Source organism: Streptomyces sp. NPDC003034 (assembly GCF_053591375.1).
In genome coordinates this window covers 23,616-46,249 of the sequence record NZ_JBSFTS010000025.1, presented here as the reverse complement: position 1 = coordinate 46,249, position 22,634 = coordinate 23,616, and the positions used below count along the sequence as shown (strand labels likewise).

16 protein-coding genes are annotated in these 22,634 nt (G+C 71.6%); 10 read left to right on the top strand and 6 right to left on the bottom strand.

Annotated elements, in window-relative coordinates; all coding sequences use genetic code 11:
• Nucleotides 1-33: 33 nt before the first annotated feature.
• Nucleotides 34-3,099, top strand: a complete 3,066-nt coding sequence (locus ACWDX7_RS22870) for a helix-turn-helix transcriptional regulator (protein WP_451489981.1) — start codon at nucleotides 34-36, stop codon at nucleotides 3,097-3,099.
• Here the strand turns inward: ACWDX7_RS22870 and ACWDX7_RS22865 are convergent.
• The 3 genes from ACWDX7_RS22865 to ACWDX7_RS22855 form a co-directional block, all read right to left on the bottom strand.
• Nucleotides 3,062-3,232 carry a DUF6191 domain-containing protein gene (locus ACWDX7_RS22865; RefSeq protein WP_451490047.1) on the bottom strand — a complete coding sequence of 57 codons (171 nt, stop codon included), beginning with the start codon at nucleotides 3,230-3,232 and terminating at the stop codon, nucleotides 3,062-3,064. The genes ACWDX7_RS22870 and ACWDX7_RS22865 overlap by 38 nt on opposite strands.
• 51 nt (nucleotides 3,233-3,283) lie before the next feature.
• Entirely contained in the window at nucleotides 3,284-4,456 is a 1,173-nt protein-coding gene (locus ACWDX7_RS22860; RefSeq protein ID WP_451490046.1) for a PQQ-dependent sugar dehydrogenase, read from the bottom strand.
• A 310-nt stretch (nucleotides 4,457-4,766) separates the two neighbouring features.
• Nucleotides 4,767-5,774, bottom strand: a complete 1,008-nt coding sequence (locus ACWDX7_RS22855) for an aldo/keto reductase (protein WP_451489980.1) — start codon at nucleotides 5,772-5,774, stop codon at nucleotides 4,767-4,769.
• Between the two features lie 73 nt (nucleotides 5,775-5,847).
• On the opposite strand from ACWDX7_RS22855, the gene ACWDX7_RS22850 reads away from it, so the two are divergent.
• From ACWDX7_RS22850 to serA, 6 genes are all read left to right on the top strand, one after another.
• Nucleotides 5,848-6,795 carry a 2-hydroxyacid dehydrogenase gene (locus tag ACWDX7_RS22850; RefSeq protein ID WP_451489979.1) on the top strand — a complete coding sequence of 316 codons (948 nt, stop codon included), beginning with the start codon at nucleotides 5,848-5,850 and terminating at the stop codon, nucleotides 6,793-6,795.
• Between the two features lie 273 nt (nucleotides 6,796-7,068).
• A complete protein-coding gene (locus ACWDX7_RS22845; protein WP_451489978.1) occupies nucleotides 7,069-9,936 on the top strand; it encodes a putative bifunctional diguanylate cyclase/phosphodiesterase in 2,868 nt (955 codons plus the stop codon).
• Nucleotides 9,937-10,140: 204 nt separating this feature from the next.
• Nucleotides 10,141-12,027: an acetolactate synthase large subunit gene (locus ACWDX7_RS22840; RefSeq protein ID WP_451489977.1), complete on the top strand. Its 1,887-nt coding sequence runs from the start codon at nucleotides 10,141-10,143 to the stop codon at nucleotides 12,025-12,027.
• 32 nt (nucleotides 12,028-12,059) lie between these two features.
• Nucleotides 12,060-12,584: an acetolactate synthase small subunit gene (ilvN, locus tag ACWDX7_RS22835; RefSeq protein ID WP_451489976.1), complete on the top strand. Its 525-nt coding sequence runs from the start codon at nucleotides 12,060-12,062 to the stop codon at nucleotides 12,582-12,584.
• A gap of 104 nt (nucleotides 12,585-12,688) precedes the next feature.
• Entirely contained in the window at nucleotides 12,689-13,690 is a 1,002-nt protein-coding gene (ilvC, locus tag ACWDX7_RS22830) for a ketol-acid reductoisomerase (protein ID WP_451489975.1), read from the top strand.
• Between the two features lie 229 nt (nucleotides 13,691-13,919).
• Complete coding sequence (gene serA / locus ACWDX7_RS22825; RefSeq protein WP_451489974.1) at nucleotides 13,920-15,509, top strand: phosphoglycerate dehydrogenase; 1,590 nt, start codon at nucleotides 13,920-13,922, stop codon at nucleotides 15,507-15,509.
• Between the two features lie 118 nt (nucleotides 15,510-15,627).
• Here serA and ACWDX7_RS22820 read toward each other — a convergent pair whose 3' ends face one another.
• Nucleotides 15,628-17,163 (bottom strand): MFS transporter, encoded by a 1,536-nt coding sequence (locus ACWDX7_RS22820; RefSeq protein ID WP_451489973.1) that lies wholly within the window; start codon nucleotides 17,161-17,163, stop codon nucleotides 15,628-15,630.
• 102 nt (nucleotides 17,164-17,265) lie between these two features.
• Here ACWDX7_RS22820 and ACWDX7_RS22815 point away from each other — a divergent pair, with 102 nt between their 5' ends.
• On the top strand, nucleotides 17,266-17,850 hold the full coding sequence (locus tag ACWDX7_RS22815) for a TetR/AcrR family transcriptional regulator (protein ID WP_451489972.1): 585 nt from the start codon (nucleotides 17,266-17,268) through the stop codon (nucleotides 17,848-17,850).
• A gap of 112 nt (nucleotides 17,851-17,962) precedes the next feature.
• Here the strand turns inward: ACWDX7_RS22815 and ACWDX7_RS22810 are convergent, their stop codons facing one another.
• On the bottom strand, nucleotides 17,963-18,469 hold the full coding sequence (locus tag ACWDX7_RS22810; protein ID WP_451489971.1) for an NAD(P)-dependent alcohol dehydrogenase: 507 nt from the start codon (nucleotides 18,467-18,469) through the stop codon (nucleotides 17,963-17,965).
• 67 nt (nucleotides 18,470-18,536) lie between these two features.
• Complete coding sequence (locus ACWDX7_RS22805) at nucleotides 18,537-19,820, bottom strand: PucR family transcriptional regulator (RefSeq protein ID WP_451489970.1); 1,284 nt, start codon at nucleotides 19,818-19,820, stop codon at nucleotides 18,537-18,539.
• 198 nt (nucleotides 19,821-20,018) lie between these two features.
• On the opposite strand from ACWDX7_RS22805, the gene ACWDX7_RS22800 reads away from it, so the two are divergent.
• Complete coding sequence (locus ACWDX7_RS22800) at nucleotides 20,019-20,945, top strand: proline dehydrogenase family protein (RefSeq protein ID WP_451489969.1); 927 nt, start codon at nucleotides 20,019-20,021, stop codon at nucleotides 20,943-20,945.
• 33 nt (nucleotides 20,946-20,978) lie between these two features.
• Entirely contained in the window at nucleotides 20,979-22,610 is a 1,632-nt protein-coding gene (gene pruA, locus ACWDX7_RS22795; RefSeq protein WP_451489968.1) for an L-glutamate gamma-semialdehyde dehydrogenase, read from the top strand.
• The last annotated feature ends 24 nt before the right edge of the window (nucleotides 22,611-22,634 follow it).

Genomic DNA, 22,634 nt, shown 5'->3' with positions numbered 1-22,634 from the left:
ATAACGAGTGCCGCCCAGCAGGACGTCTGTGCGATGCTCGGCACCGTGGAGACCAGATCCGTCAGCCCGGTGTTCGTCGGCCGAGCCGATGAACTGGCCGTACTCACCGACGCGCTGACGCGCGCCGCCGCCCGGGCGCCGCAGGCGCTGCTCATCGGGGGAGAGGCCGGGGTCGGCAAGACCCGCCTCACCGAGGAGTTCCTCTGCGAGGCAGATCGCCGCGGCGCGGTGGTCGCCGTCGGAGGCTGCGTGGAGATCGGGGCGGAGGGGCTTCCCTTCGCCCCGTTTTCGACGGCTCTGCGCACCCTGCACCGGCTGCTTCCCGATGAGTTGGCCGCCGCGGCCGCGGGCCAGGCGGACGAGCTCGCCCGGATCCTCCCCGAACTCGGCGACACCCCGCGCGGCCCGCACGACGAGGAGAGCACCGCCCGGCTCTTCGAGCTGACGGCCCGGATGCTGGAGCGGCTCGCCACCGACCGCACCGTCGTCCTCGTCCTGGAGGACCTGCACTGGGCGGACACCTCCACCCGCCACCTGCTGTCCTATCTCTTCCGCAGCCTCGCCAGCGGCCGGCTCGTCGTCGTCGCGACCTACCGCGCTGACGACGTCCACCGCCGGCACCCGCTGCGCCCCCTGCTCGCCGAGCTGGACCGGCTGCGCACCGTCCAGCGCATCGAACTGTCCCGCTTCAACCGGGCCGAGGTACGCCGCCAGCTCGCCGGCATTCTCGCCTCGCAGCCCGACGAGGAGTTCGTGGACTCCGTCTTCGACCGCTCCGACGGCAACGCCTTCTTCGTCGAGGAACTCGTCGCCTCCCGGGAGAGCGGCTGCCGCACCGGCCTCACCGAATCCTTGCGCGACCTGCTCCTCGTCCGTGTCGAGGTCCTCCCGGAGGCGGCCCAGCGCGTCGTACGGATCGCCGCCGAGGGCGGATCGACCGTCGAGTACGCGCTCTTGCGCGCGGCAGCCCGGCTGACCGAGGACGAGCTGATCGAGGCCCTTCGGGCCGCCGTCGGCGCCAACATCCTCCTCGCCACCCGGGACGGCGACGGCTACCGGTTCCGCCACTCGCTCGTCCGCGAGGCCGTCAGCGACGACCTGCTGCCCGGCGAGCGCTCCCGCGTCAACCGCCGCTACGCCGAGGCCATGGAGGAGGACGACTCGCTGGTCCGCGCCGAAGAGCGGATCATCCGCCTGGCCACCTACTGGTACTACGCGAACGACCCGGCCAAGGCGCTGCCCGCCGTGCTCGCCGCCTCCGTCGCCGCGCGGCGCCGGCACGCCTACTCGGAGCAACTGCGCCTGCTGGAACGGGCGCTGGACCTGTGGGAGAGCGCGCCGGAGGAGATCCGTCAGGCACTGCGCCCGGCGGACTACACCGACGTGTACCCGGCCTGCGGCTGCGACCCGGCCACCACCCCGCTCAGGCGCCTCGACCTGCTGGCGGAGGCCACCGTCGCGGCCCGCTACGGCGGGGAGCGCGAGCGCGCCCTGAAGATAACCAAGACCGCGCTTCGCCTGCTGGAGGAGAGCCCCGACCCGCTGCGGTCGGCCTGGTTCTGGACGGAGCGCTCCCGGCTGGTCTCCAACCTCGGCCGCGGCGACGGCTGGGAGGAGATCGCCAAGGCGCAGGAGCTCGTCCGGGGGCTGCCCCCGTCCCAGGTGCACGCCGAGGTACTCGTCCGGGCCGCGGGCTGGGGGATGCTCCACAAGCCGGGCCCGGGCAACCTCGCCGCCGCCGAGCGCGCCGTGCAGTACGCGCGGATGCTCGGCGCCGAGGACATCGAGCTCAACGCCCGGATCACGGTGGGCAGCCTGCTCACCGACTCGGGTGACCCCGAGGCCGGGATCGCCGAAATGATCGCGGTCAAGGACCGTGCGGGCGAGCTCGGACTCGACATGCTCGCGGGACGTGCACATATCAACCTCACCTCTCAGTTGGAAAGCATGGGCCGGTCACGGGAGGCCGTGGAACTGGCCGAACAGGGCGCCGTACTCGTCCGCCGGTCACGGCTGTTGGACACCGAGGCCTGGGTCCGCGGCAACTTGGCCGAGAGCCTCTACAGCCTCGGCCGCTGGGACGAGGCCGCGGAGCAGGCCCGGCGCACCCTGAGCGTGGGCCAGAGCGCGGCCCCGCGCGGATCCGCCTCCGCACGGCTGTCCTACCTCGCCCTGGCCCGCGGCGAGTTGACCGAGGCCGCCAGCCAGCTCGCCGCCGCGCAGGCCCACTTCGGCGCCCACGGCATCCAGCCCCAGCACCGGATCCCGCTGTACCGCCTCGCGGTCGGCGTGGCCGCGGGGGAGGGGCGGATCGCCGACGTCCGCTCCGAGATCACGGCGGCGGTGGCCGACGGGTTCCCGCTGGGGCAGCACCGCTATGCCTGGCCGCTGCTGCTCGCCGCCGCGTCCGCCGAGGCGGACGCCCGGGGCCTCCCGGCCGCGGACGCCGGCCGGGACCGCGCCCTGGACGTGCTGCGCACCGCCGCCCGCTCCCTGGCCACCCCGGCGGCGGTATGGGCCGCCCACGCCGAGTACGTCCGCGCCGAGCTGCTGCGGGCGGAAGCCCGGGACGCCGTCGCCGACTGGAGCGCCGTCGAAGAGGCCGTCCGCCCGCTGGAACGGCCGTACCTGCTGGCCCGCGTCCGCCACCGGCTCGCCGAGGCCCTGCTGACCGCCGGCCAGCACCGGGAGCCCGCGGCGGCCCTGCTCCGCGAGGCCTACGCCACCGCCGACCGGCTCGGTTCGCGCAGGCTGCGCGAGGACCTGGCACTGCTCGCGCAGCGCGCCCGGATCCCCCTGACGGCCCTCGACCCCCGCGAGGTCCCGCCCGCCACCGAAACGGACCCGGCCGAGGCGCTCGGGCTGACGAGCCGCGAGCGGGACGTGCTGCGCCTGGTCGCGGCCGGCCACACCAACCGCGGGATCGCCGAGGAACTCTTCATCTCACCGAAGACAGCGAGCGTGCACGTCTCCAACATCCTGGCCAAGCTGGGTGTCTCCGGCCGCGGTGAGGCAGCCGCCCTCGCCCACCGGCTGAGGCTCTTCTCCCCGGCCGGACCGGTCAGTCACCGGCCGGAGGGCTCTCGACGGGTCGTATGAGCACCTTGCCGGATTCGAGGTCTATCGGACCCCGTCCCGGGTCGGCGTCATCGACGTCGGCCCGGGACAGCTCCAGCCGCTTCCTCTCCTCGTCCGTGTGCTTGCGTCCCGGGCTGAACAGCTCCTCGATCATGTTGAACACCGCATCCACCGTGCCTTTCGTCCCCGACCGGGGCCGTATCGGTCATCGCACCGTCAGTGTCAGGATCCTGTCGTCCCCCGCTTCCGGCGACCCACGCCCATCCGTTTCGCTCGTGACCAGCAGCACTCTGTCCCCGCCGAGTGCCACCACCGTGCGCAGCCGGCCGTACCGCCCTTCCAGGAAGGCCTCGGGCTCCGCCACCGGCTCCGCACCGGCCAGCGGGATCCGCCACAGCCGGTTGCCCCGCAGGGCCGCCATCCACACCGAGCCCTCCGCCCAGGCGATGCCGCTCGGCGAGGCCTCATCGGTCTTCCAGACGGCCACCGGATCCCGCAGGCCCGGTCTGCCCGCCTTGCCCTCGGCCTCCGGCCAGCCGTAATTCGCGCCGGGCTCGATCAGATTCAACTCGTCCCAGGTGTTCTGGCCGAACTCGGCCGCCCACAGGCGCTTGTCCTTGTCCCACGCGAGCCCCTGCACATTGCGGTGCCCGTAGGAGTAGACGACGGAATCGGCCTCCGGATTGCCGTGCACCGGGTCTCCGTCCGGAGTCATCCGCAGGATCTTGCCGCCCAGCGACTTCTTGTCCTGAGCGAGCCCGGTGTCACCGGTCTCGCCCGTGCCCGCGTAGAGCATCTTGTCCGGACCGAAGGCGATCCGGCCGCCATTGTGGATCAAACCCTTGGGAATCCCTCTGAACACCGTGTCGGGAGCGCCCAGTTGCTGCCCCGCGGGTCTCCGCTCGTCATACCGCAAGCGGGCGATGCGGTTGTCGGACTCGGTGGTGAAGTAGACATAGACCAGCCGGTCCGAGGCGAAGCCGGGCGACAGGGCGAGGCCCATGAGTCCGCCTTCCCCGCCGGGCGCCACCCCGGGCACCTCGCCGATCCGCGTCACCGTGCCCGAGCCCACCGCGATCCGGCTGATCGTCGCCCTGTCCCGCGAGGCGACCAGCAGGTCCCCGCCGGGCAGCGGCGCCACCCCCCACGGCGACTCCAGGCCCTTGGCGACCTCGCCGGTCACCGTCACCGCGCCCTTGGCCGGCGGGCGGGAGGCCTCCGGCGAGGCGGACGGGCTGCCCGCGGGGGGTGCGGATCCGGCCCCCTCGGTCGCGGCGCCCGGTGGTGAACTGCCCGCCCGCGCGCCCTCGCCGCCCGGTGGCGAGCATCCCGCCGCGAGCAGGGCCCCGCACCCGGCCAGCGCGACCGCCGCCAGCACGCCCCGACGCCGCCCGCCCGGCCCCTCGTACCGTCCGCGCGCACCGTACCGCCCCGGCTCCTCGTCCGGCCCCGGCCCCTCGTACCGCCCGGGCCCCTCGTACCGCACGCGCGCTTCGTACCGCCCCGGCCCGGACGCCCCGGACCGAATCGCGGCCCCGTACCCCTGCCCGGACCGCCGCCCGACCGCCCACCCGTATCGCATCGTCCCGCTCCCTTCCCGTCCTCCGATCGCGCCTGTCATCTGTCTCAACCGTCGCGGCCGTTCCGGAAGTTCCACGAGTCGTACACCCGATCGAGTGGTTGTGGGGTCAGTCCCAGGCCCCCACGGCCGCCGGGAGGCCCGCTATCTCGTCCAGGTCCCCGCTCGTGAGCCGGACCTCGGCCGCCCGCGCGTTCTCCGCCGCCCAGTGCGCCCGGTCCGCCCCCGGAACCGGCACCACGTGCGGCCCCTGCGCCAGTACCCACGCCAGCGCCACTTGCGCCGCCGTCACCTCGGGCCCGTGCCGCCGCGCCACCCGCCGCAGCCCCGCCACCAGCACCTGGTTGGCCGCCATCGCCTCCGCCGTGAACCGCGGATGCCTGGCCCGCACGTCCTCGGACTCGAAGCCCTGCCCCGGGGTGAGCGTCCCGGTCAGGAACCCGCTGCCCAGCGGCATCGCCGCCAGCAGCCCCACCCCGCGCGCCGCGCACCACGGCAGCAGCTGCCAGGCCGCCTGCGGCGACCACACCGACAGTTCCGCCTGCACCGCGCTCACCGGGAAGACCTGCTGCGCCCGTTCCAGATGGCGCAGGGTCGTGCCGTACGCGCGGTCCCCGCTCCGTCCCGCCCCCGGTCCGGCCCCCGCGCCCAACGCGCAGAACCCGAGCGCGCGCACCTTCCCCGCGCCCACCAGCTCCGCCATGGCCCCCCAGGTCTCCTCCACCGGAACATCCGGATCCACCCGGTGCAGCTGGTAGAGGTCTATGACATCGGTCCGCAGACGGCGCAGCGAGGCGTCGCAGGCCCGCCGGACGTACCCGGGCCGCCCGTCGGCCACCACGTGCTGGTCCCCGGCCCGCAAACCAACCTTCGCCGACACGAACGCCTCGGCCCGCCGTTCGCGCAGCGCCCGGCCGAGCAGGAGTTCATTGGTGTAAGGGCCGTACACATCGGCCGTGTCGAGCAGATTCGATCCGAGGTCCAGGGCCGTGTGCACGGCGGCCAGCGACTCCTCCCCCCGCCGGTGCGACGGCGCGTAGGCCCAGCTCATCGGCATGCAGCCGAGCCCGATGGCACCCACCGTCAGCGCCCTCGCTCCGATCGACCTGCGCTCCACCCCTGCGTCCCCCTCACGCTCCGGCCCCAAAACTAACGGCTCGCCCCGGAAGCCTTGGCATAGCCTCGTGATCATGACTGCAAAGACCGCGGACGTGTGGCTGCCCTTCCCCGCCGACGAGATCGACGGCCTTCCCGACTCCTTCCGATACCGCCGGTGGGACGGCGAGGAGACCTTCCCGGCCGACCCGGCCGACTGCGTCTTCTACGTCACGCCGTACATGAAGTCCCCGGCGGTCACGGTGCGCCCGCTGGCGGCGATGCCCGCCCTGCGGGTCGTCCAGACGCTGACCTCGGGCGTGGACCACGTCCTGGGCGGCCTCGGCGACCTGCGCCCCGGAGTACGGCTGTGCAACGCGGCCGGCGTCCACACGGCCAGCACCGCCGAGCTCGCCCTCACCCTGGTCCTGGCCTCCCTGCGCGGCATCCCGGGCATGGTCCATGGCCAGGACCGCGAGGAGTGGCGCTCCGGCTTCTACGAGGCACTGGCCGACAAGTCCGTCCTGATCGTCGGCTACGGGTCGATCGGCGCGGCCGTCGAGGACCGCCTCGCACCCTTCGAGTGCGGGCGGATCGCGCGCGTGGCCCGCTCGGAGCGGAGCACCGGGCGGGGGCCGGTGCACGCCCTCGCCGACCTGCCGCGGCTGCTGCCGGACGCGGACGTGGTGATCCTGGTGACGCCGCTGACGGATGCGACCCGGGGGCTGGCCGGCGCCGACTTCCTGCGCCGCATGAAGGACGGCGCCCTGCTCGTGAACGTGGCGCGCGGTCCCGTCGTCGATACGGACGCCCTGCTGGCGGAGGTGGAATCGGGCCGGCTGCGCGCGGCGCTCGACGTCACCGACCCGGAACCGCTGCCGCCGGGCCACCCGCTCTGGCACGCCCCGAACGTCCTGATCACGCCCCATGTGGGCGGCAGCAGCTCGGCGTTCGAGCCGCGGGCGAAGCGGCTGCTGGCCCGCCAGCTCAGCCGGTTCGCCGCCGGGGAGCCGGTCGAGCACACGGTGTTGACCACGGAGTGACCTGTGGTGTGTACGCTCCGCAGTTGGTCGGATGCGTTCTGTGGGCCCAACTCCCTTGGTGGTAACGGAGCGTAGAGAATCTATGTCCCTGAGTGACGAAAGTGGTGTATCGTCCCGAAGAAGGGGCTGCGCCACGAACGTGTGGCGCTGGGGAGTGATCGGACACTTTGGGGGGCGACGGGCGATGCACGGCCAATGGATGAAGGATCCGATGCGGCGAAGCCGCCGCAGGCGACGACGGAGCGCGCGGAAACCAGCCAGCGAGGGGGGACGGTGACTGCCCCGGGGCCGGCGCTCCTGAACCGGCCCTGCGCCTCGGGGGGAGGCCGGGGCGTAGCCGTCCAGGTGCTCCTGGCGGTGGTGTGGGGCGCTTACGCCGTAGGCGCCGGCCTCGGCTGGGGCAGCGGTGAACTGGCCGACATCATGGGCGACTTCGGTCTCAGTGCCGCGGCCCTCGTCGCAGCCGCATCCTGCTACCAGTACGCGCGCACCCATGCGAACCGCGACCGGCTCGCCTGGGTGCTCTTTGCTCTCTCGTCCCTGATGTCCGCCTGCGGGAACGCCGTGTGGGGCTGGTACGAGGTCGTCATCCACGAGCCGATGCCGAGTCCGTCCCCGGCGCAGTTCTTCTTCGTCTGCTTCGCACCGCCGGCGATCGTGGGGCTCCTCGTGCTGGCCAAGCGGCCCGTCACCCGGGCGGGCTGGGTCTGCCTGGCCCTCGACTCCTGGCTGATCGCCGGATCGCTGCTGACGCTCTCGTGGAGCGTCGCCCTGGCCAAAACGGCCCGGTCCCACAGCGGGGGCAGCGTGCCCGGAACGGCGCTCGACCTGGCCTATCCGCTGTTAGACATCGCCCTCGTCTCCATGGTGCTGGTGCTGCACTTCAGGCGCTCCGCGGCCAACCGGTCCGCCGTCAACACGGTCATCGCCGGCCTCGCGCTCACGGTCTTCTGCGACGCCATCTTCACCTCGCCGCTGCTGAAGGAGACCTACCGCTCCGGCGAGCTCCTCGACGCGGGCTGGTTCGCCGGGTCCCTGCTGCTCGCGTACGCACCGTGGGGCGCCCGCCGGATAAGCCCGTACCCCGAACCGGCGGAGTACGCGCACGCGGCGCGGTCCGGCAACCGGCCGATCGCCCGGTCGCTGCCCGCGCTCACCCCGTACCTCGCCGCGGCCGTCTGCACCCTCGGCATCCTCTACAACGTGATCGAAAGCCGCAGTGTCGACAAAGTCGTCGTCATCACCGGCTGCACCGTCGTGCTCGCCCTCGTCGTGCGGCAGGGCATCATGCTGCTCGACAACATCGCGCTGACCCAGGAACTGGCCCAGAAGGAGAACCACTTCCGCTCCCTCGTGCAGGGCTCCAGCGACGTCATCATGATCGCCGCCCCGGAAGGCACCCTGCGCTACGTCAGCCCCGCCGCCGCCGGGGTCTACGGACGCGACGCCGAGGACCTGGTCGGCACCGAGCTCGCCACACTCATCCACCCCGACGATCTCGGCCGCGTGGTCCACGAGGTCCGGCGCTTCCTCGCCGCACCCCCCGCCGAGGAGCCCACCACCCGGATCGAGTGCCGCTTCATGTCCGGCGGCGGCGAATGGCTCAATGTGGAGTCCACCGTCAACCGCCACCAGGGCGGACTCATCCTGAACAGCCGGGACGTCACCGAGCGCGTCCGGCTCCAGGCGCAGCTCCAGCACAGTGCCGAGCACGACCCGCTGACCGACCTGCCCAACCGGGCCCTCTTCACGCGCCGCGTCCGCCAGGCCCTGACCGGCCGGCGCAGCGCTGACCACAGCACCGCCGTGCTCTTCATCGACCTCGACGGCTTCAAAGCGGTCAATGACACCATCGGCCACCAGGCCGGCGACGAGCTGCTCGTCGAGGCCGCGCGCCGGCTCCAGGACTCGGTCCGGGCCGGGGACACCGCCGCGCGCCTCGGGGGCGACGAGTTCGCCGCCCTGATCGTGGGCGACGGCAGCCGCGACCGCGGCGCCCGCGAGTACCAGGTCCACGAGATCGCCGACCGGCTGCGCACCACCCTCTCCCAGCCGTACCGGATCGCGGGCAGCGTGGTCCGGGTCGCCGCCAGTATCGGCGTGGCCTTCGCCGACTCCGGCATCACCCCATCGGACCTGATGCGCAACGCCGATCTCGCGATGTACCGGGCCAAGGCGGGCGGCAAGGACCGCGTCGAGCTGTACGCGCCGCAGATGCAGGCCGAGCTGGTGCGGAAGGCCGAGCTGGCGGGGCGGCTGCGCAGCGCGCTGCACGACGGAGAGTTCGCCCTGCTGCACCAGCCCGTGGTCTCCCTGGCCACCGGCGAGGTCGCGGCCGTGGCCGCGCAGGCCCGCTGGCGCTCCGCGCAGGGCATCCTCTTCACCCCCGCGGAGTTCCTCCGGGTCGCCGAGTACAGCGAGGGCGCCGCCACCACGGGTCCGGACGCCTCACGCACCGCCGAGCTGGGGCGCTGGCTGCTGGAGGAGGCCGTGGGACAGGCCGCCGAGCGGCACCGGGCGGGGCACGACGTACCGGTGGCCGTACGGATGACCGCCCAGCGGTTGCTGGACCGGTCGATGCCGCTCGGCTCCGTGGAGGCCCTGCTGACCCGGCACGGACTGCCGTCCGGAGCGCTGGTCCTGGAGCTCGCCGTTTCCGATCCCAGGGTGCCCTTCGATGATCTGGAGCGCCGCCTGGCGGCCCTGCACCGCCTCGGCGTGGGAATCGCCCTGGACGGCTTCGGCAGCGGCTACGCGGCCATCAGCGCCCTGCGCCGCCTCCCGGTGGACATGCTCAAGCTGGACCGGGGGCTGGTGGAAGGGGTGGTCGAGTCGGCCCGCCTCCACAAGATCACCGCAGGCCTGTTGCGGATCGCAAATGACCTGGGCATGCGCTCCGTGGCCGACGGGGTGGACCTGCCCGAGCAGGTGGCGGCGCTGCGCGCCATGGGCTGCACCCACGGCCAGGGCATGGCCTTCTCCGGACCGCTCGACGAGTACAGGCTGCGCCGGGCCCTCGTGCGCGGTACGTTCCCAGTACCGGGCGGAGCCGCCCAACCCGCCTTGGCCGGTGGTTCGCCCGGTGGCTCGATGGCCATCCGTAGAGGCTCACATAATGAGACGCCCGTCCCACCCACTTGACATCCCCCTCCCGCCGGAGGGAGGGTCAGTGTCATGCGCACCCGAATTCTCGTACTTGGAAAGCGCGTCGGCTGAAGCTGGGGCCAGCATGTCCCCGCTCAACGCACCCGACGCGCTCCCCTCGCTTGCCTCCCGGCACGAGGGGTTTTTTGTTGCACTGGCACAGAGTCGAATCCTCGTAAAACCCTCAGCTTCGAGAAGAGAATGCCGATGACCGAGCAGGCCACCGGGGCCCACCATCCGCAGCCGCGGCCCCGTTCCGGCGGACAGCAGTCCGCCGCCGTTGAGCACGTCACGGGTGCGCAGTCCCTCATCCGCTCTCTCGAAGAGGTGGGGTGCGACACCGTCTTCGGCATCCCGGGCGGCGCCATCCTCCCCGCGTACGACCCGATGATGGACTCCAAGAAGGTCCGTCACATCCTGGTCCGCCACGAGCAGGGCGCCGGCCACGCCGCCACCGGCTACGCGCAGGCCACCGGCAAGGTCGGCGTGTGCATGGCCACCTCCGGTCCGGGCGCCACCAACCTGGTCACCCCCATCGCCGACGCGCACATGGACTCCGTCCCGCTCGTCGCGATCACCGGCCAGGTCTCCTCCAAGGCGATCGGCACCGACGCCTTCCAGGAGGCGGACATCGTCGGCATCACGATGCCGATCACCAAGCACAACTTCCTGGTCACCAAGGCCGAGGACATCCCGCGGACGATCGCCGAGGCCTTCCACATCGCCTCCACCGGCCGCCCGGGCCCGGTCCTGGTCGACATCGCCAAGGACGCCCTGCAGGCGAAGACCACCTTCAGCTGGCCGCCCAGCATGGACCTGCCCGGCTACCGGCCGGTCACCAAGCCGCACGCCAAGCAGATCCGCGAGGCCGCCAAGCTCATCTGCCAGGCCAAGCGCCCGGTCCTCTACGTCGGCGGCGGCGTCATGAAGTCCGGCGCGACCGCCGAGCTGAAGGTCCTCGCCGAGCTGACCGGCGTCCCGGTCGCCACCACGCTGATGGCGCTCGGCTCCTTCCCCGACAGCCACCCGCTGCACGTCGGCATGCCCGGCATGCACGGCTCGGTCACCGGCGTCACCGCGCTGCAGAAGTCGGACCTCCTGATCGCCCTCGGCACCCGCTTCGACGACCGCGTCACCGGCAAGCTGGACAGCTTCGCCCCCTTCGCCAAGGTCATCCACGCGGACATCGACCCGGCGGAGATCGGCAAGAACCGCGCGGTCGACGTCCCGATCGTCGGCGACGCCCGCGAGGTCATCGCCGACCTGATCCAGGCAGTGCAGGCCGAGCACACCGAGGGCAACGCCGGCGACTACACCGCCTGGTGGACCGACCTCAGCCGCTGGCGCGACACCTACCCGCTGGGCTACGACCTGCCCGAGGACGGCATGCTCTCGCCCCAGCAGGTCATCGAGCGGATCGGCGCGCTGGCGCCGCAGGGCACCATCTACGCGGCCGGCGTCGGCCAGCACCAGATGTGGGCCTCGCACTTCGTCAAGTACGAGGAGCCCCGCACCTGGCTGAACTCCGGCGGCGCCGGAACCATGGGCTACGCGGTCCCGGCCGCCATGGGCGCCAAGGTGGGCATGCCCGAGCGCACGGTCTGGGCGATCGACGGTGACGGCTGCTTCCAGATGACCAATCAGGAACTGGTCACCTGCGCGCTGAACAACATCCCGATCAAGGTCGCGATCATCAACAACGGCGCGCTCGGCATGGTCCGCCAGTGGCAGACCCTGTTCTACAACCAGCGGTACTCCAACACCGTGCTGCACAACGACGAGACCGGCCACGACACCGTCGGCTCCCAGCTCGGCGAGTCCACCGCCCCCCGCAAGGGCACCCGCGTCCCGGACTTCGTCAAGCTGTCCGAGGCCATGGGCTGTGTGGCCCTGCGCTGCGAGGACCCGGCCGACCTGGACAAGGTCATCGCCGAGGCCAACGCGATCAACGACCGTACGGTGGTCATCGACTTCATCGTCCACGAGGACGCCATGGTGTGGCCGATGGTCGCCGCCGGCACCTCCAACGACGAGGTCATGGCCGCCCGGGGCGTCCGTCCCGACTTCGGCGACAACGAAGACGACTGAGCCGAGAGAGCCCGAGAGAGAGAACGACTCACATGTCCAAGCACACGCTCTCCGTCCTGGTCGAGAACACGCCCGGCATCCTGGCCAGGATCGCCGCGCTGTTCTCCCGCCGCGGGTTCAACATCGACTCCCTCGCGGTCGGCGTCACGGAGCACCCCGACATCTCCCGCATCACCATCGTGGTGAATGTCGAAGACCTTCCGCTGGAGCAGGTGACCAAGCAGCTCAACAAGCTGGTCAACGTGCTCAAGATCGTCGAGCTGGAGGCGCACAACGCCATCGAGCGCGAACTCGTCCTGGTGAAGGTCCGCGCCGACAACGACACCCGCTCGCAGATCATCGAGATCGTCCAGCTGTTCCGCGCCAAGACCGTCGACGTCTCCCCGGAGGCCGTCACCATCGAGGCGACCGGCGGCGCCGACAAGCTCGGCGCGATGCTCAAGATGCTGGAGCCCTTCGGCATCAAGGAGCTCGTGCAGTCCGGCACGATCGCCATAGGGCGTGGCGGCCGGTCCATCACGGACCGCAGCCTGCGCGCGCTCGACCGCAGCGCCTGACACGCGCCGCACGTCCCGCCGTTCGTATGGCGAGACCGAGAAACTCACATTCCGTTCCCCGCCGTACGGTGGGTGCAACACCAGCGCACCAAGGAGATATCCCAGTGGCCGAGCTGTTCTACGAGAACGACGCCGACCTGTCCATCATCCAGGGCCGCAAGGTCGCGGTCATCGGTTACGGCAGCCAGGGCCACGCCCACGCGCTGTCGCTCCGTGACTCCGGCGTCGACGTCGTCGTCGGTCTGAAGGAGGGCTCGAAGTCCAAGGCCAAGGCCGAGGAGCAGGGTCTGAAGGTCGTCCCCGTGGCCGAGGCCGCCGAGTGGGCCGACGTCATCATGATCCTGACCCCGGACCCGCTGCAGGCCGAGATCTACGAGGAGTCCATCAAGGACCACCTCAAGGACGGCGACGCGCTGTTCTTCGGCCACGGCTTCAACGTGCGCTACGGCTTCATCAAGCCCCCGGCCAACGTGGACGTCGCCCTGGTCGCGCCGAAGGGCCCGGGCCACCTGGTCCGCCGCCAGTACGAGGAAGGCCGCGGCGTCCCCTGCATCGCGGCCGTCGAGCAGGACCACTCGGGCAGCGCCTTCGCGCTCGCCCTCTCGTACGCGGCCGGTATCGGCGGCACGCGCGCCGGTGTCATCAAGACCACCTTCACCGAGGAGACCGAGACCGACCTGTTCGGTGAGCAGGCCGTCCTGTGCGGTGGCGCCTCCGCCCTGGTCAAGGCCGGTTTCGAGACCCTGACCGAGGCCGGCTACCAGCCGGAGATCGCGTACTTCGAGTGCCTGCACGAGCTCAAGCTCATCGTGGACCTCATGTACGAGGGCGGCCTGGAGAAGATGCGCTGGTCGGTCTCCGAGACCGCCGAGTGGGGCGACTACATCACCGGCCCCCGGATCATCACGGACGCCACCAAGGTGGAGATGAAGAAGGTCCTCGCCGAGATCCAGAGCGGGGAGTTCGCCAACACCTGGATGGCCGAGTACAAGGCCGGTCTGCCGAAGTACAACGAGTACAAGAAGGCCGACGAGGAGCACCTGCTGGAGACCACCGGCAAGAAGCTGCGCAAGCTGATGAGCTGGGTCGACAGCGACGAGAGCTGATCTCGTACGCGGCGGGGGGCCGGGACGTGCGTCCCGGCCCCGGCTTGTCCACCCCGGCCAACCACGGACGGGTGATCCTTCCGTACAGGCGGAAATCCGCCGCCTCAGCGGCACTACACTGCTCAACACATACGCGTCAGGCCCACAGTGTCGTGCGTCTTCCACGCGGCTACCCCTCCACGCTGCGGCCGTCGGGACGGCCGTCCGCACTGGACTTGTGAGGACCCACGTGAGCTCGAAACCTGTCGTACTCATCGCCGAAGAGCTGTCGCCCGCCACGGTCGAGGCGCTCGGCCCCGACTTCGAGATCCGCCACTGCAACGGCGCCGACCGGGCCGAGCTGCTGCCCGCGATCGCCGATGTCGACGCGATCCTCGTCCGCTCCGCGACGAAGGTCGACGCGGAGGCCATCGCCGCCGCCAAGAAGCTGCGGGTCGTCGCCCGCGCCGGGGTCGGTCTGGACAACGTCGACGTCTCCGCCGCCACCAAGGCCGGCGTGATGGTCGTCAACGCGCCGACCTCGAACATCGTGACCGCCGCCGAGCTGGCCTGCGGTCTGCTCGTCGCCACCGCCCGCAACATCCCGCAGGCCAACACCGCCCTGAAGAACGGTGAGTGGAAGCGGAACAAGTACACGGGCGTCGAGCTGAGCGAGAAGACCCTCGGCGTCGTCGGCCTCGGCCGCATCGGCGTCCTGGTCGCCCAGCGCATGTCGGCCTTCGGCATGAAGGTCGTCGCCTACGACCCGTACGTGCAGCCCGCGCGCGCCGCCCAGATGGGCGTCAAGATGCTGACGCTGGACGAACTCCTGGAAGCCGCCGACTTCATCACCGTGCACCTGCCGAAGACCCCCGAGACCCTCGGTCTCATCGGGGACGAGGCCCTGCACAAGGTGAAGCCGTCCGTCCGCATCGTCAACGCCGCCCGCGGCGGGATCGTGGACGAGGCAGCGCTGTACACGGCCCTCAAGGAGGGCCGCGTGGCCGGCGCCGGCCTCGACGTGTACGCGAAGGAGCCCTGCACGGACTCCCCGCTCTTCGAGCTCGACCAGGTCGTCTGCACCCCGCACCTCGGCGCGTCCACGGACGAGGCCCAGGAGAAGGCCGGTGTCTCGGTCGCCAAGTCGGTGCGCCTCGCGCTCGCCGGTGAGCTCGTGCCGGACGCGGTCAACGTCCAGGGCGGCGTCATCGCCGAGGACGTGCGTCCCGGTCTGCCCCTCGCCGAGAAGCTCGGCCGCATCTTCACCGCCCTCGCGGCCGAGGTCGCGGTCCGCCTCGACGTGGAGGTGTGCGGCGAGATCACCCAGCACGATGTGAAGGTGCTCGAACTCTCCGCGCTCAAGGGCGTCTTCGAGGACGTCGTCGACGAGACGGTCTCCTACGTCAACGCCCCGCTCTTCGCGCAGGAGCGCGGTGTCGAGGTCCGCCTCACCACCAGCTCGGAGTCCCCCGACCACCGCAACGTGGTGACCGTCCGCGGCACCCTGTCGGACGGCCAGGAGGTCTCGGTCTCCGGCACGCTCGCGGGCCCCAAGCACCTCCAGAAGATCGTCGGTGTGGGCGAGTACGACGTGGACCTGGCCCTGGCCGACCACATGATCGTGCTGCGCTACACCGACCGCCCGGGCGTGGTCGGCACCGTCGGCCGAGTGCTGGGCGAGGCCGGTCTGAACATCGCGGGCATGCAGGTCGCCCGCGCCGAGGAGGGCGGCGAGGCGCTCGTCATCCTCACGGTGGACGCACCCGTTCCGGTGAATGTCCTCGCCGACATCTCCACCGAGATCGGCGCCGTCTCGGCGCGTACGGTCAGCCTCGGCTGAGCCGACCGCCGAAGCGCGGCTGAGCCGATCCGCCGACGCGGAAAGGGCCCCGCAGACCCCGGGGCCCTTTCACGTTTCCCGGCACACCCCGCACCGATCAGTTGTACGTCGACCCGTGCTAGACGGCTCCGTGCGCGCGGGCCGGCTCCGCCGCGGGCGGGGCGGCGGCTTCGGTCCCCCGCATCACAGCCGCGGCGAGCAGAGCCGCCCCGAGCAGCACCGCCGTACCGGTCCAGGCCGCGTACTGCATGCCGTGGACGAAGGCTTCGCGGGCCGCGGTCAGGACCTGCTCGCCGGCGGTTCCGCCGAGCCGGTGGGCGGCGGCGACCGCTCCGCCCAGGGTCTCCCGTACGGCGGGCTCGGAACCGGCCAGGTCCGCGTGGTAGACCGCCGTGCCCAGGCTGCCCAGGACCGCCATGCCGAGGGCGCCGCCGAACTCCTGGCCCGTCTCCAGCAGCGAGGCGGCGGAGCCGGCCTTCTCGGCGGGGGCCGCGCCCAGCGCCATGTCGGACACCAGGGACATCACGGTGACGATGCCGCAGGCCAGCACCCCGGCGCCGGCCAGCAGCAGCCCCAGGGAGTCGGTGTCCACCAGGGCGAGCACGGCGAATCCGGCGGCGGCGAGCAGGAAGCCGCCGGCGATGACGTGGGCCCGGTCGGTCCTGGTGGCCAGGACGGCGCTGAGCGGGGCGGCGGCGCCGATGGCGACCGAGGGGGCCAGGCTCCACAGGGCGGCTTCCAGGGCGCCCATGCCCAGGACGGACTGCAGGTACTGGGTGGTGAAGTAGGCCGAGCCCATCATGGCGAAGGCGGCGACGGTGCTCAGCCCGATGCCCGCTCCGAAGCCGCGGCCCCGGAAGAGGTCCCGGCTCACCATCGCGTCGGCACGGGAGCGCTGGCGGCGCACGAAGGCGTACCCGAAGACCAGGCCGACGGCGAGGCAGCCGAGGCGGAAGAGGGAGAAGCCCTCGGCGGCGGTCTCCTTGAGCCCGTAGACGACCGGCAGTACGGCGGCCGTCGACAGGGGGACGCTCAGCAGGTCGAAGCGGCCGGGGGCCGGATCCTTGAACTCCGGGACCAGCACGGGGGCCAGGACCAGCAGGAGCAGCATCGCGGGCACGTTGACCAGGAAGACCGAGCCCCAGTGGAAGTGGTTCAGCAGTACCCCGCTCATCACCGAGCCGAGGGCGATACCGCCGGTCATGGCGCCGGACCAGATGGCGATGGCCCGGCCGCGCTGTCCGGCGTCCTGGAAGAGGTTGCGTACGAGGGCCAGCGTGGAGGGCATCAGGGTGGCGCCGCCGATGCCCAGCAGCACGCGGGCCGCGATCAGCATCTCGGCGCTGACCGCGTACGCGGCGGCGACCGAGGCGAGGCCGAAGGCGGTCGCGCCGATCAGGAGCAGCTTGCGGCGGCCGATCCGGTCGCCGAGCGAGCCCATCGTGATCAGGAGGCCGGACAGGGCGAAGGCGTAGCTGTCGAAGATCCAGAGCTGCTGGGTGGCGCTCGGGTCGAGCTCCACGCTGATGGCGGGGACGGCGAAGTAGAGGACCGAGACGTCCATCGAGACGAGGAGCAAGGGGAGCAGGAGGACAGCGAAGGCCGTCCATTCCCGGCGGCCCGCGAGCGGGGGCGCGGAGGCGGTGTGGGTCATGACAGGCAATGTACAAGCGTATTAAACGGATGTCTATGACGGATGTATGGGACGGCCGTGCAGAACTTCCGTCTCATACAGGCGTCTTGCTACCGTTCCGGCATGGGACATCGTGAAGATCTGCTCGAAGGGGCCAAGAAGTGCCTGGTCGAGAAGGGGTTCGTACGCACCACGGCGCGTGACATCGTCAGCGCCTCGGGCACGAATCTCGCCTCCATCGGCTACCACTACGGCTCGAAGGACGCCCTGCTCACCCAGGCCTTCATCGCCCTGATAGAGGAGTGGGGCGCGCTCTTCGAGAGCGGTCTGACGGGCGAGGGCGGGTCCCTGGAGCGGTTCCGTTCGGTCTGGGAGGGCGTCCTCGCCCAGCACGAGGGATCCGGGCCGGTCTGGGCGGCCAGCCTGGAGGTCGCACTGAGCCGCGACCAGCGGCCCGAACTGCGCACGATGCTCGCGGCCTCGCAGGCCGAGGGGCGGCGGGGGCTCATCTCGATGCTGACCGGGACGCCGGAGGACGAGCTCGAAGAGCGGGACGTGCGCACGCTCGGGGCCTTCTATCAGGCGCTGTTGAACGGCCTGATGATCCAGTGGCTCTTCGACCCCGGAACCGCGGCCACCGCGGAGGAGCTCACCGAGGGCATGCGGCGCGCCGCCGAGGCCGCGACCGGCAAGGAGATCCGCGGCTGAGGGACCCGCCGCCGGGCGACCGCCGGCCGGCGCCCGGCGTGGGCGTGGGCAGGGGGCGCACCCTGGCCTCGGCTGACCGGGGGCGGTTCGACGGCGGCTTGGTGACGCGCCTTCAGACGCTGAGGACCACCTTCGCGCGCGCGTGCTCCACTTCCAGGTACCGGATGGCCGCCGGTGCCTCGTCCAGCGGGTAGGTCCGGTCGATGGCGGGTGAGAGCGTGCCGGACTCGGCGAGCTCCCGCAGCGCCGCCAGGTTCTCGCCGCTCGGCGTCGCCGTCAGGACGAGCAGCCGCTGGCGCATGGAGGGCGACAGCGCCCGGCCCCTGATGAGCAGCCCCATCGGCCCGACCAGACTGCCGCCCTCGGACACGCCCCCGCCGGAGAGCACGAGGGTCCCCGAGAGGGTCAAGGCGCGGCAGCACTCGGTCAGCGAACGGTTTCCCACCAGGTCGAACACGAGGTCGTACCGGCGGTCGTCGCGGGTGAAGTCCTCGCGGGCGTAGTCGATGAGGTGATCCGCGCCGAGCGACCGGACCAGCTCCGCGTTCCGCGAACTGCAACACACGCCGGTCACTTCGGCGCCCAGCGACTTGGCGATCTGTACGGCAGGTACCCACACCCCCTGACGCCCCGTTGACCAGCACCCGGTGCTGCCCGGTCGAGCTTCCGGCGGCGCGGATGCCGGATCAGCGGTGCAGGCGGGCGGCCTTGAGGGCCATGTGCAGCAGCAGGCGGTCCTCGCCCTCGTCCAGGTCGAGGCCCGTCAGCTGCTCCACCCGGGCCAGGCGGTAGTAGAGGGTCTGGCGGTGGATGCCCAGGGCTGCCGCCGCACGGCCCGCCTGGCCGGCGCAGTCGAGGAAGACCTCCGCGGTACGGGCGAGTTCACGGTGGGCCGGGCCCAGCAGCTCACGGGCCGCCGGGTCGCTCACCGGGTCGGCGGTGAGGGTCGCCAGCATCCGGTACGGGCCGATCACCGACCACTCGGCGACCGGGCCGAGGCGTGGCTGGGCGGCGGCCGCGCGGGCCGCGGCGGCGGCCTGTTCCCAGGCGGCCGGCAGCTCCGTGAGGGCCCGGACGGGGTCGGAGACCCCGGCGGTCCCGGCCGCCCCCGTCGTCCCCGCCGCGCCCGCCGCGCCCGTCGTCCCGGCCGCGCCCGCCGTGCCCGCAGCCCCCGTCGTCCCGGCCGCGCCCGCCGCGCCCGGCTGGCCCGTTGTCCCCTCCGTCCCCGCCGCCCGCGGCAGTAGCCGGCCCGCCGCCGTGAGCGCCGGAGCGAGCGCGCCGGTCGAGCGGAGCCGGAGCAGGACCGCCAGCGCCTGTTCACCAGCCGCCTCCGTGGCCTCACCGCCCCGCGGAAGCACGCACACCGCCGCCGCCCCCGGCACCGACGCCGGAGCCTCCCCGGACCACGGCGTCACGCACACCACCGCGTGCGGGCCGTCCCCGTCCGCGCCCAGGGCCGACCGCAGAGCGGCCACCGCCATGTCCCGCTGCCACCCCCGCCCCGCCGTGAGCACCGCACGGAACTCCCGCGACAGGTCGGCCCCCGCCTTCGCCTCCTCGGCGAGCAGCACCCCCATCCGCTCGGCCACCTCCATGGCCGCCGCCAGCACCTGCGGCCCGGGGCCGGGCTCCTGGTCGAGCAGCCACACGTACCCCTGCACGATGCCCCGGTAGCGCACGGGCAGGCAGATCCGCCCCCGGAAGACGCCGGCCTCGGGCGCCGCCGGGATCCGTACGGGCTCCGTCGCCCGGGCGATGCCGAAGCCCTCGAACCAGGACCGGACGGCCGCCGTCGACTGCCGGGTCAGGATCGAGCGGGTCCGGACGGGGTCCAGGACGAGTTCGCCGCCCTCGCCGTCGCTGTCGTGCGCGCCGAAGGCGATGAGGCGGAAGTCCCGGTTCTCCAGCGTCGCCGGCGCGCCGAGCAGCGCCGAGATCTCGTCCACCAGGTCCTGGTAATCGCCCTTCACACGGGCATTCTCCCACCCCGGCAGCTGCTCTTCAGACAGATGTATGAGATCGGCTCCACGGATGCGTGACAGCTGTCGATGGCCCAGGATCAAAGCGGTCCTTAGGTTTCACGGTGGTTCGACTCGCGTTTTCCTTACGGCCCCGGCGCACCGGCGTGCGGACCGTTCGTCTGCTTCTGCCACCCGTTGGAGGTGCCCGTGCTGGGTCCCCTGATCCTCGCCGCTTCGCGCAGCGACAGGATGCGCCGTATCGTCTCCGCCGCCCCGGTGACCAAGCCCGTGGTGAACCGGTTCATCCCCGGCGAGACGGTCGACCAGGTCATCCCGATCGTGGAGGACCTCACCCGCAAGGGCCTGGAAGTCACGCTCGACGTGGTGGGCGAGGACATCACCGCCGTGGAGCAGTCCCACGCCGCCCGCGACGCCTACCTCCAGCTCATCGACCGGCTGAAGGTGCTGGGACTGGGCGAGACCGTCGAGATGTCGGTCAAACTCTCGATGTTCGGCCAGGCGCTGGAGGGCGGGCACGAACTGGCGCTCGCCAACGTCCGCCCCGTCGTCGAGGCCGCCGCCGCCATCGGCACCACCGTGACGCTGGACGCCGAGGACCACACCACCCTCGATTCGATGTTCGCCATCCACGAGGAGCTGCGCCGCGACTTCCCGCAGACCGGCTGCGTGATCCAGGCGTACCTCTTCCGCACCGAGGCCGACGCCCGCCGCCTGGCCGCCGCCGGCAGCCGCGTCCGCATCGTGAAGGGTGCCTACAAGGAGCCGGCCGAGGTCGCCTACCAGGACAAGGCCGAGACCGACAAGGCGTACGTCCGGATCCTGAAGATCCTCATGGAGGGCGAGGGCTACCCGATGATCGGGTCCCACGACCCGCGTCTGATCGCCATCGCGCAGGAGCTCGCCCGCAAGGCCGGGCGCAAACTGGACGAGTACGAATTCCAGATGCTGTACGGCATCCGCAGCGAGGAGCACCTGCGGCTCGCCGCCGAGGGCCACCGGATGCGTGTCTACACCGCGTACGGAACGGACTGGTACGGCTACTTCATGCGCCGCCTCGCGGAGAAGCCGGCCAACCTGCTCTTCTTCGTCCGCTCGATGATCACCAAGAACTAGGTCCAAGAACTAGGTCAAGGAGTTACCAGACCCATGGATGCTGTGACCCAGGTCCCCGCGCCGGTCAACGAGCCGGTCCGCACGTACGCCCCCGGCAGCCCCGAGCGCGCCCGCCTCGAAATCCAGCTCAAGCAGCTGTCCGAGAACCCGGTCGACCTCCCCATGACGATCAACGGCGTCAAGCGGATGGGCGGGGGCGAGCGCTTCGACGTGGTCCAGCCGCACGACCACAAGTCGGTGCTCGGCACCTTCGCCAACGCCACCGAGGCCGACGCCCGGGACGCCGTCGACGCCGCCCTGGCCGCCGCCCCGGCCTGGCGCTCGATGTCCTTCGACGACCGCGCCGCGATCATCCTGCGCGCCGCCGAACTGCTGGCCGGCCCGTGGCGCGAGAAGCTCGCCGCCTCAACCATGCTGGGCCAGTCGAAGACCGCGCAGCAGGCCGAGATCGACTGCCCGTGCGAGCTCGTGGACTTCTGGCGCTTCAACGTCCACTTCGCCCGCCAGATCCTGGCCGAGCAGCCCGGCGCCAACTCCGCCGGCGTGTGGAACCGCAGCGACCACCGCCCGCTGGAGGGCTTCGTCTACGCGATCACGCCGTTCAACTTCACGGCCATCGCCGGGAACCTGCCGACCGCCCCCGCCCTCATGGGCAACGTGGTCGTCTGGAAGCCGTCCCCGACGCAGACCCACTCCGCGGTCCTCCTGATGGAGCTCCTCGAAGAGGCCGGCCTGCCCAAGGGCGTCATCAACCTGGTGACGGGCGACGGCCTCGCGGTGTCGGAGGTGGCCCTGAACCACCCCGAGCTCGCCGGCATCCACTTCACCGGCTCGACCAAGACCTTCCAGTACCTGTGGAAGACGGTCGGCAACAACATCGAGAAGTACAAGTCCTACCCGCGCCTGGTCGGCGAGACCGGCGGCAAGGACTTCGTCGTCGCGCACCCGTCCGCGGACCGGGCGACCCTGAAGACCGCCCTGACCCGCGGCTCCTTCGAGTACCAGGGCCAGAAGTGCTCGGCGTCCTCGCGCGCCTACATCCCGGCCTCGATCTGGAACGACGGCTTCAAGGAGGCCTTCGCGGCCGAGGTCGACGGCATCACCATGGGCGACGTCCGCGACCTGGGCAACTTCATCGGCGCCGTCATCGACGAGCGGTCGTTCGCGAAGAACAAGGCCGCGATCGACCGTGCCGCCGCCGACCCGACCTGCGAGATCGTCGCGGGCGGCACCTACGACGACTCGGAGGGCTACTTCGTCCGCCCGACCGTCATCGCCTGCACCGACCCGGAGAACGAGGTCTTCACGACCGAGTACTTCGGCCCGATCCTCGCCGTCCACGTCTACGAGGACGACAAGTACGAGGAGATGCTGGCGCAGATGGAGTCCGTCTCTGCGTACGCGCTGACCGGCTCCATCATCGCGGGGGACCGCTACGCGGCCGCCGACGCGATGGAGAAGCTCCGCTTCGCGGCGGGCAACTTCTACATCAACGACAAGTCCACGGGCGCCGTGGTGGGCCAGCAGCCCTTCGGCGGCGGCCGCGCCTCCGGTACGAACGACAAGGCCGGCGCGGCGACGAACCTGCAGCGCTGGACCTCGACGCGCTCCATCAAGGAGACGCTGGTCGCGCCGACGGACTACACGTACCCCCACATGGGCTGACGCCGCACCCGCTGAACCCCGCCC

Coding starts and splice junctions, on each gene's coding strand:
- ACWDX7_RS22815 (WP_451489972.1), top strand. CDS start 17,266: ATGGGACATCGTGAAGATCTGCTCGAAGGGGCCAAGAAGTGCCTGGTC.
- ACWDX7_RS22820 (WP_451489973.1), bottom strand. CDS start 17,163: ATGACCCACACCGCCTCCGCGCCCCCGCTCGCGGGCCGCCGGGAATGG.
- ACWDX7_RS22865 (WP_451490047.1), bottom strand. CDS start 3,232: ATGATCGAGGAGCTGTTCAGCCCGGGACGCAAGCACACGGACGAGGAG.
- ACWDX7_RS22850 (WP_451489979.1), top strand. CDS start 5,848: ATGACTGCAAAGACCGCGGACGTGTGGCTGCCCTTCCCCGCCGACGAG.
- ilvN (WP_451489976.1), top strand. CDS start 12,060: ATGTCCAAGCACACGCTCTCCGTCCTGGTCGAGAACACGCCCGGCATC.
- ACWDX7_RS22840 (WP_451489977.1), top strand. CDS start 10,141: ATGCCGATGACCGAGCAGGCCACCGGGGCCCACCATCCGCAGCCGCGG.
- ACWDX7_RS22870 (WP_451489981.1), top strand. CDS start 34: ATGCTCGGCACCGTGGAGACCAGATCCGTCAGCCCGGTGTTCGTCGGC.
- pruA (WP_451489968.1), top strand. CDS start 20,979: ATGGATGCTGTGACCCAGGTCCCCGCGCCGGTCAACGAGCCGGTCCGC.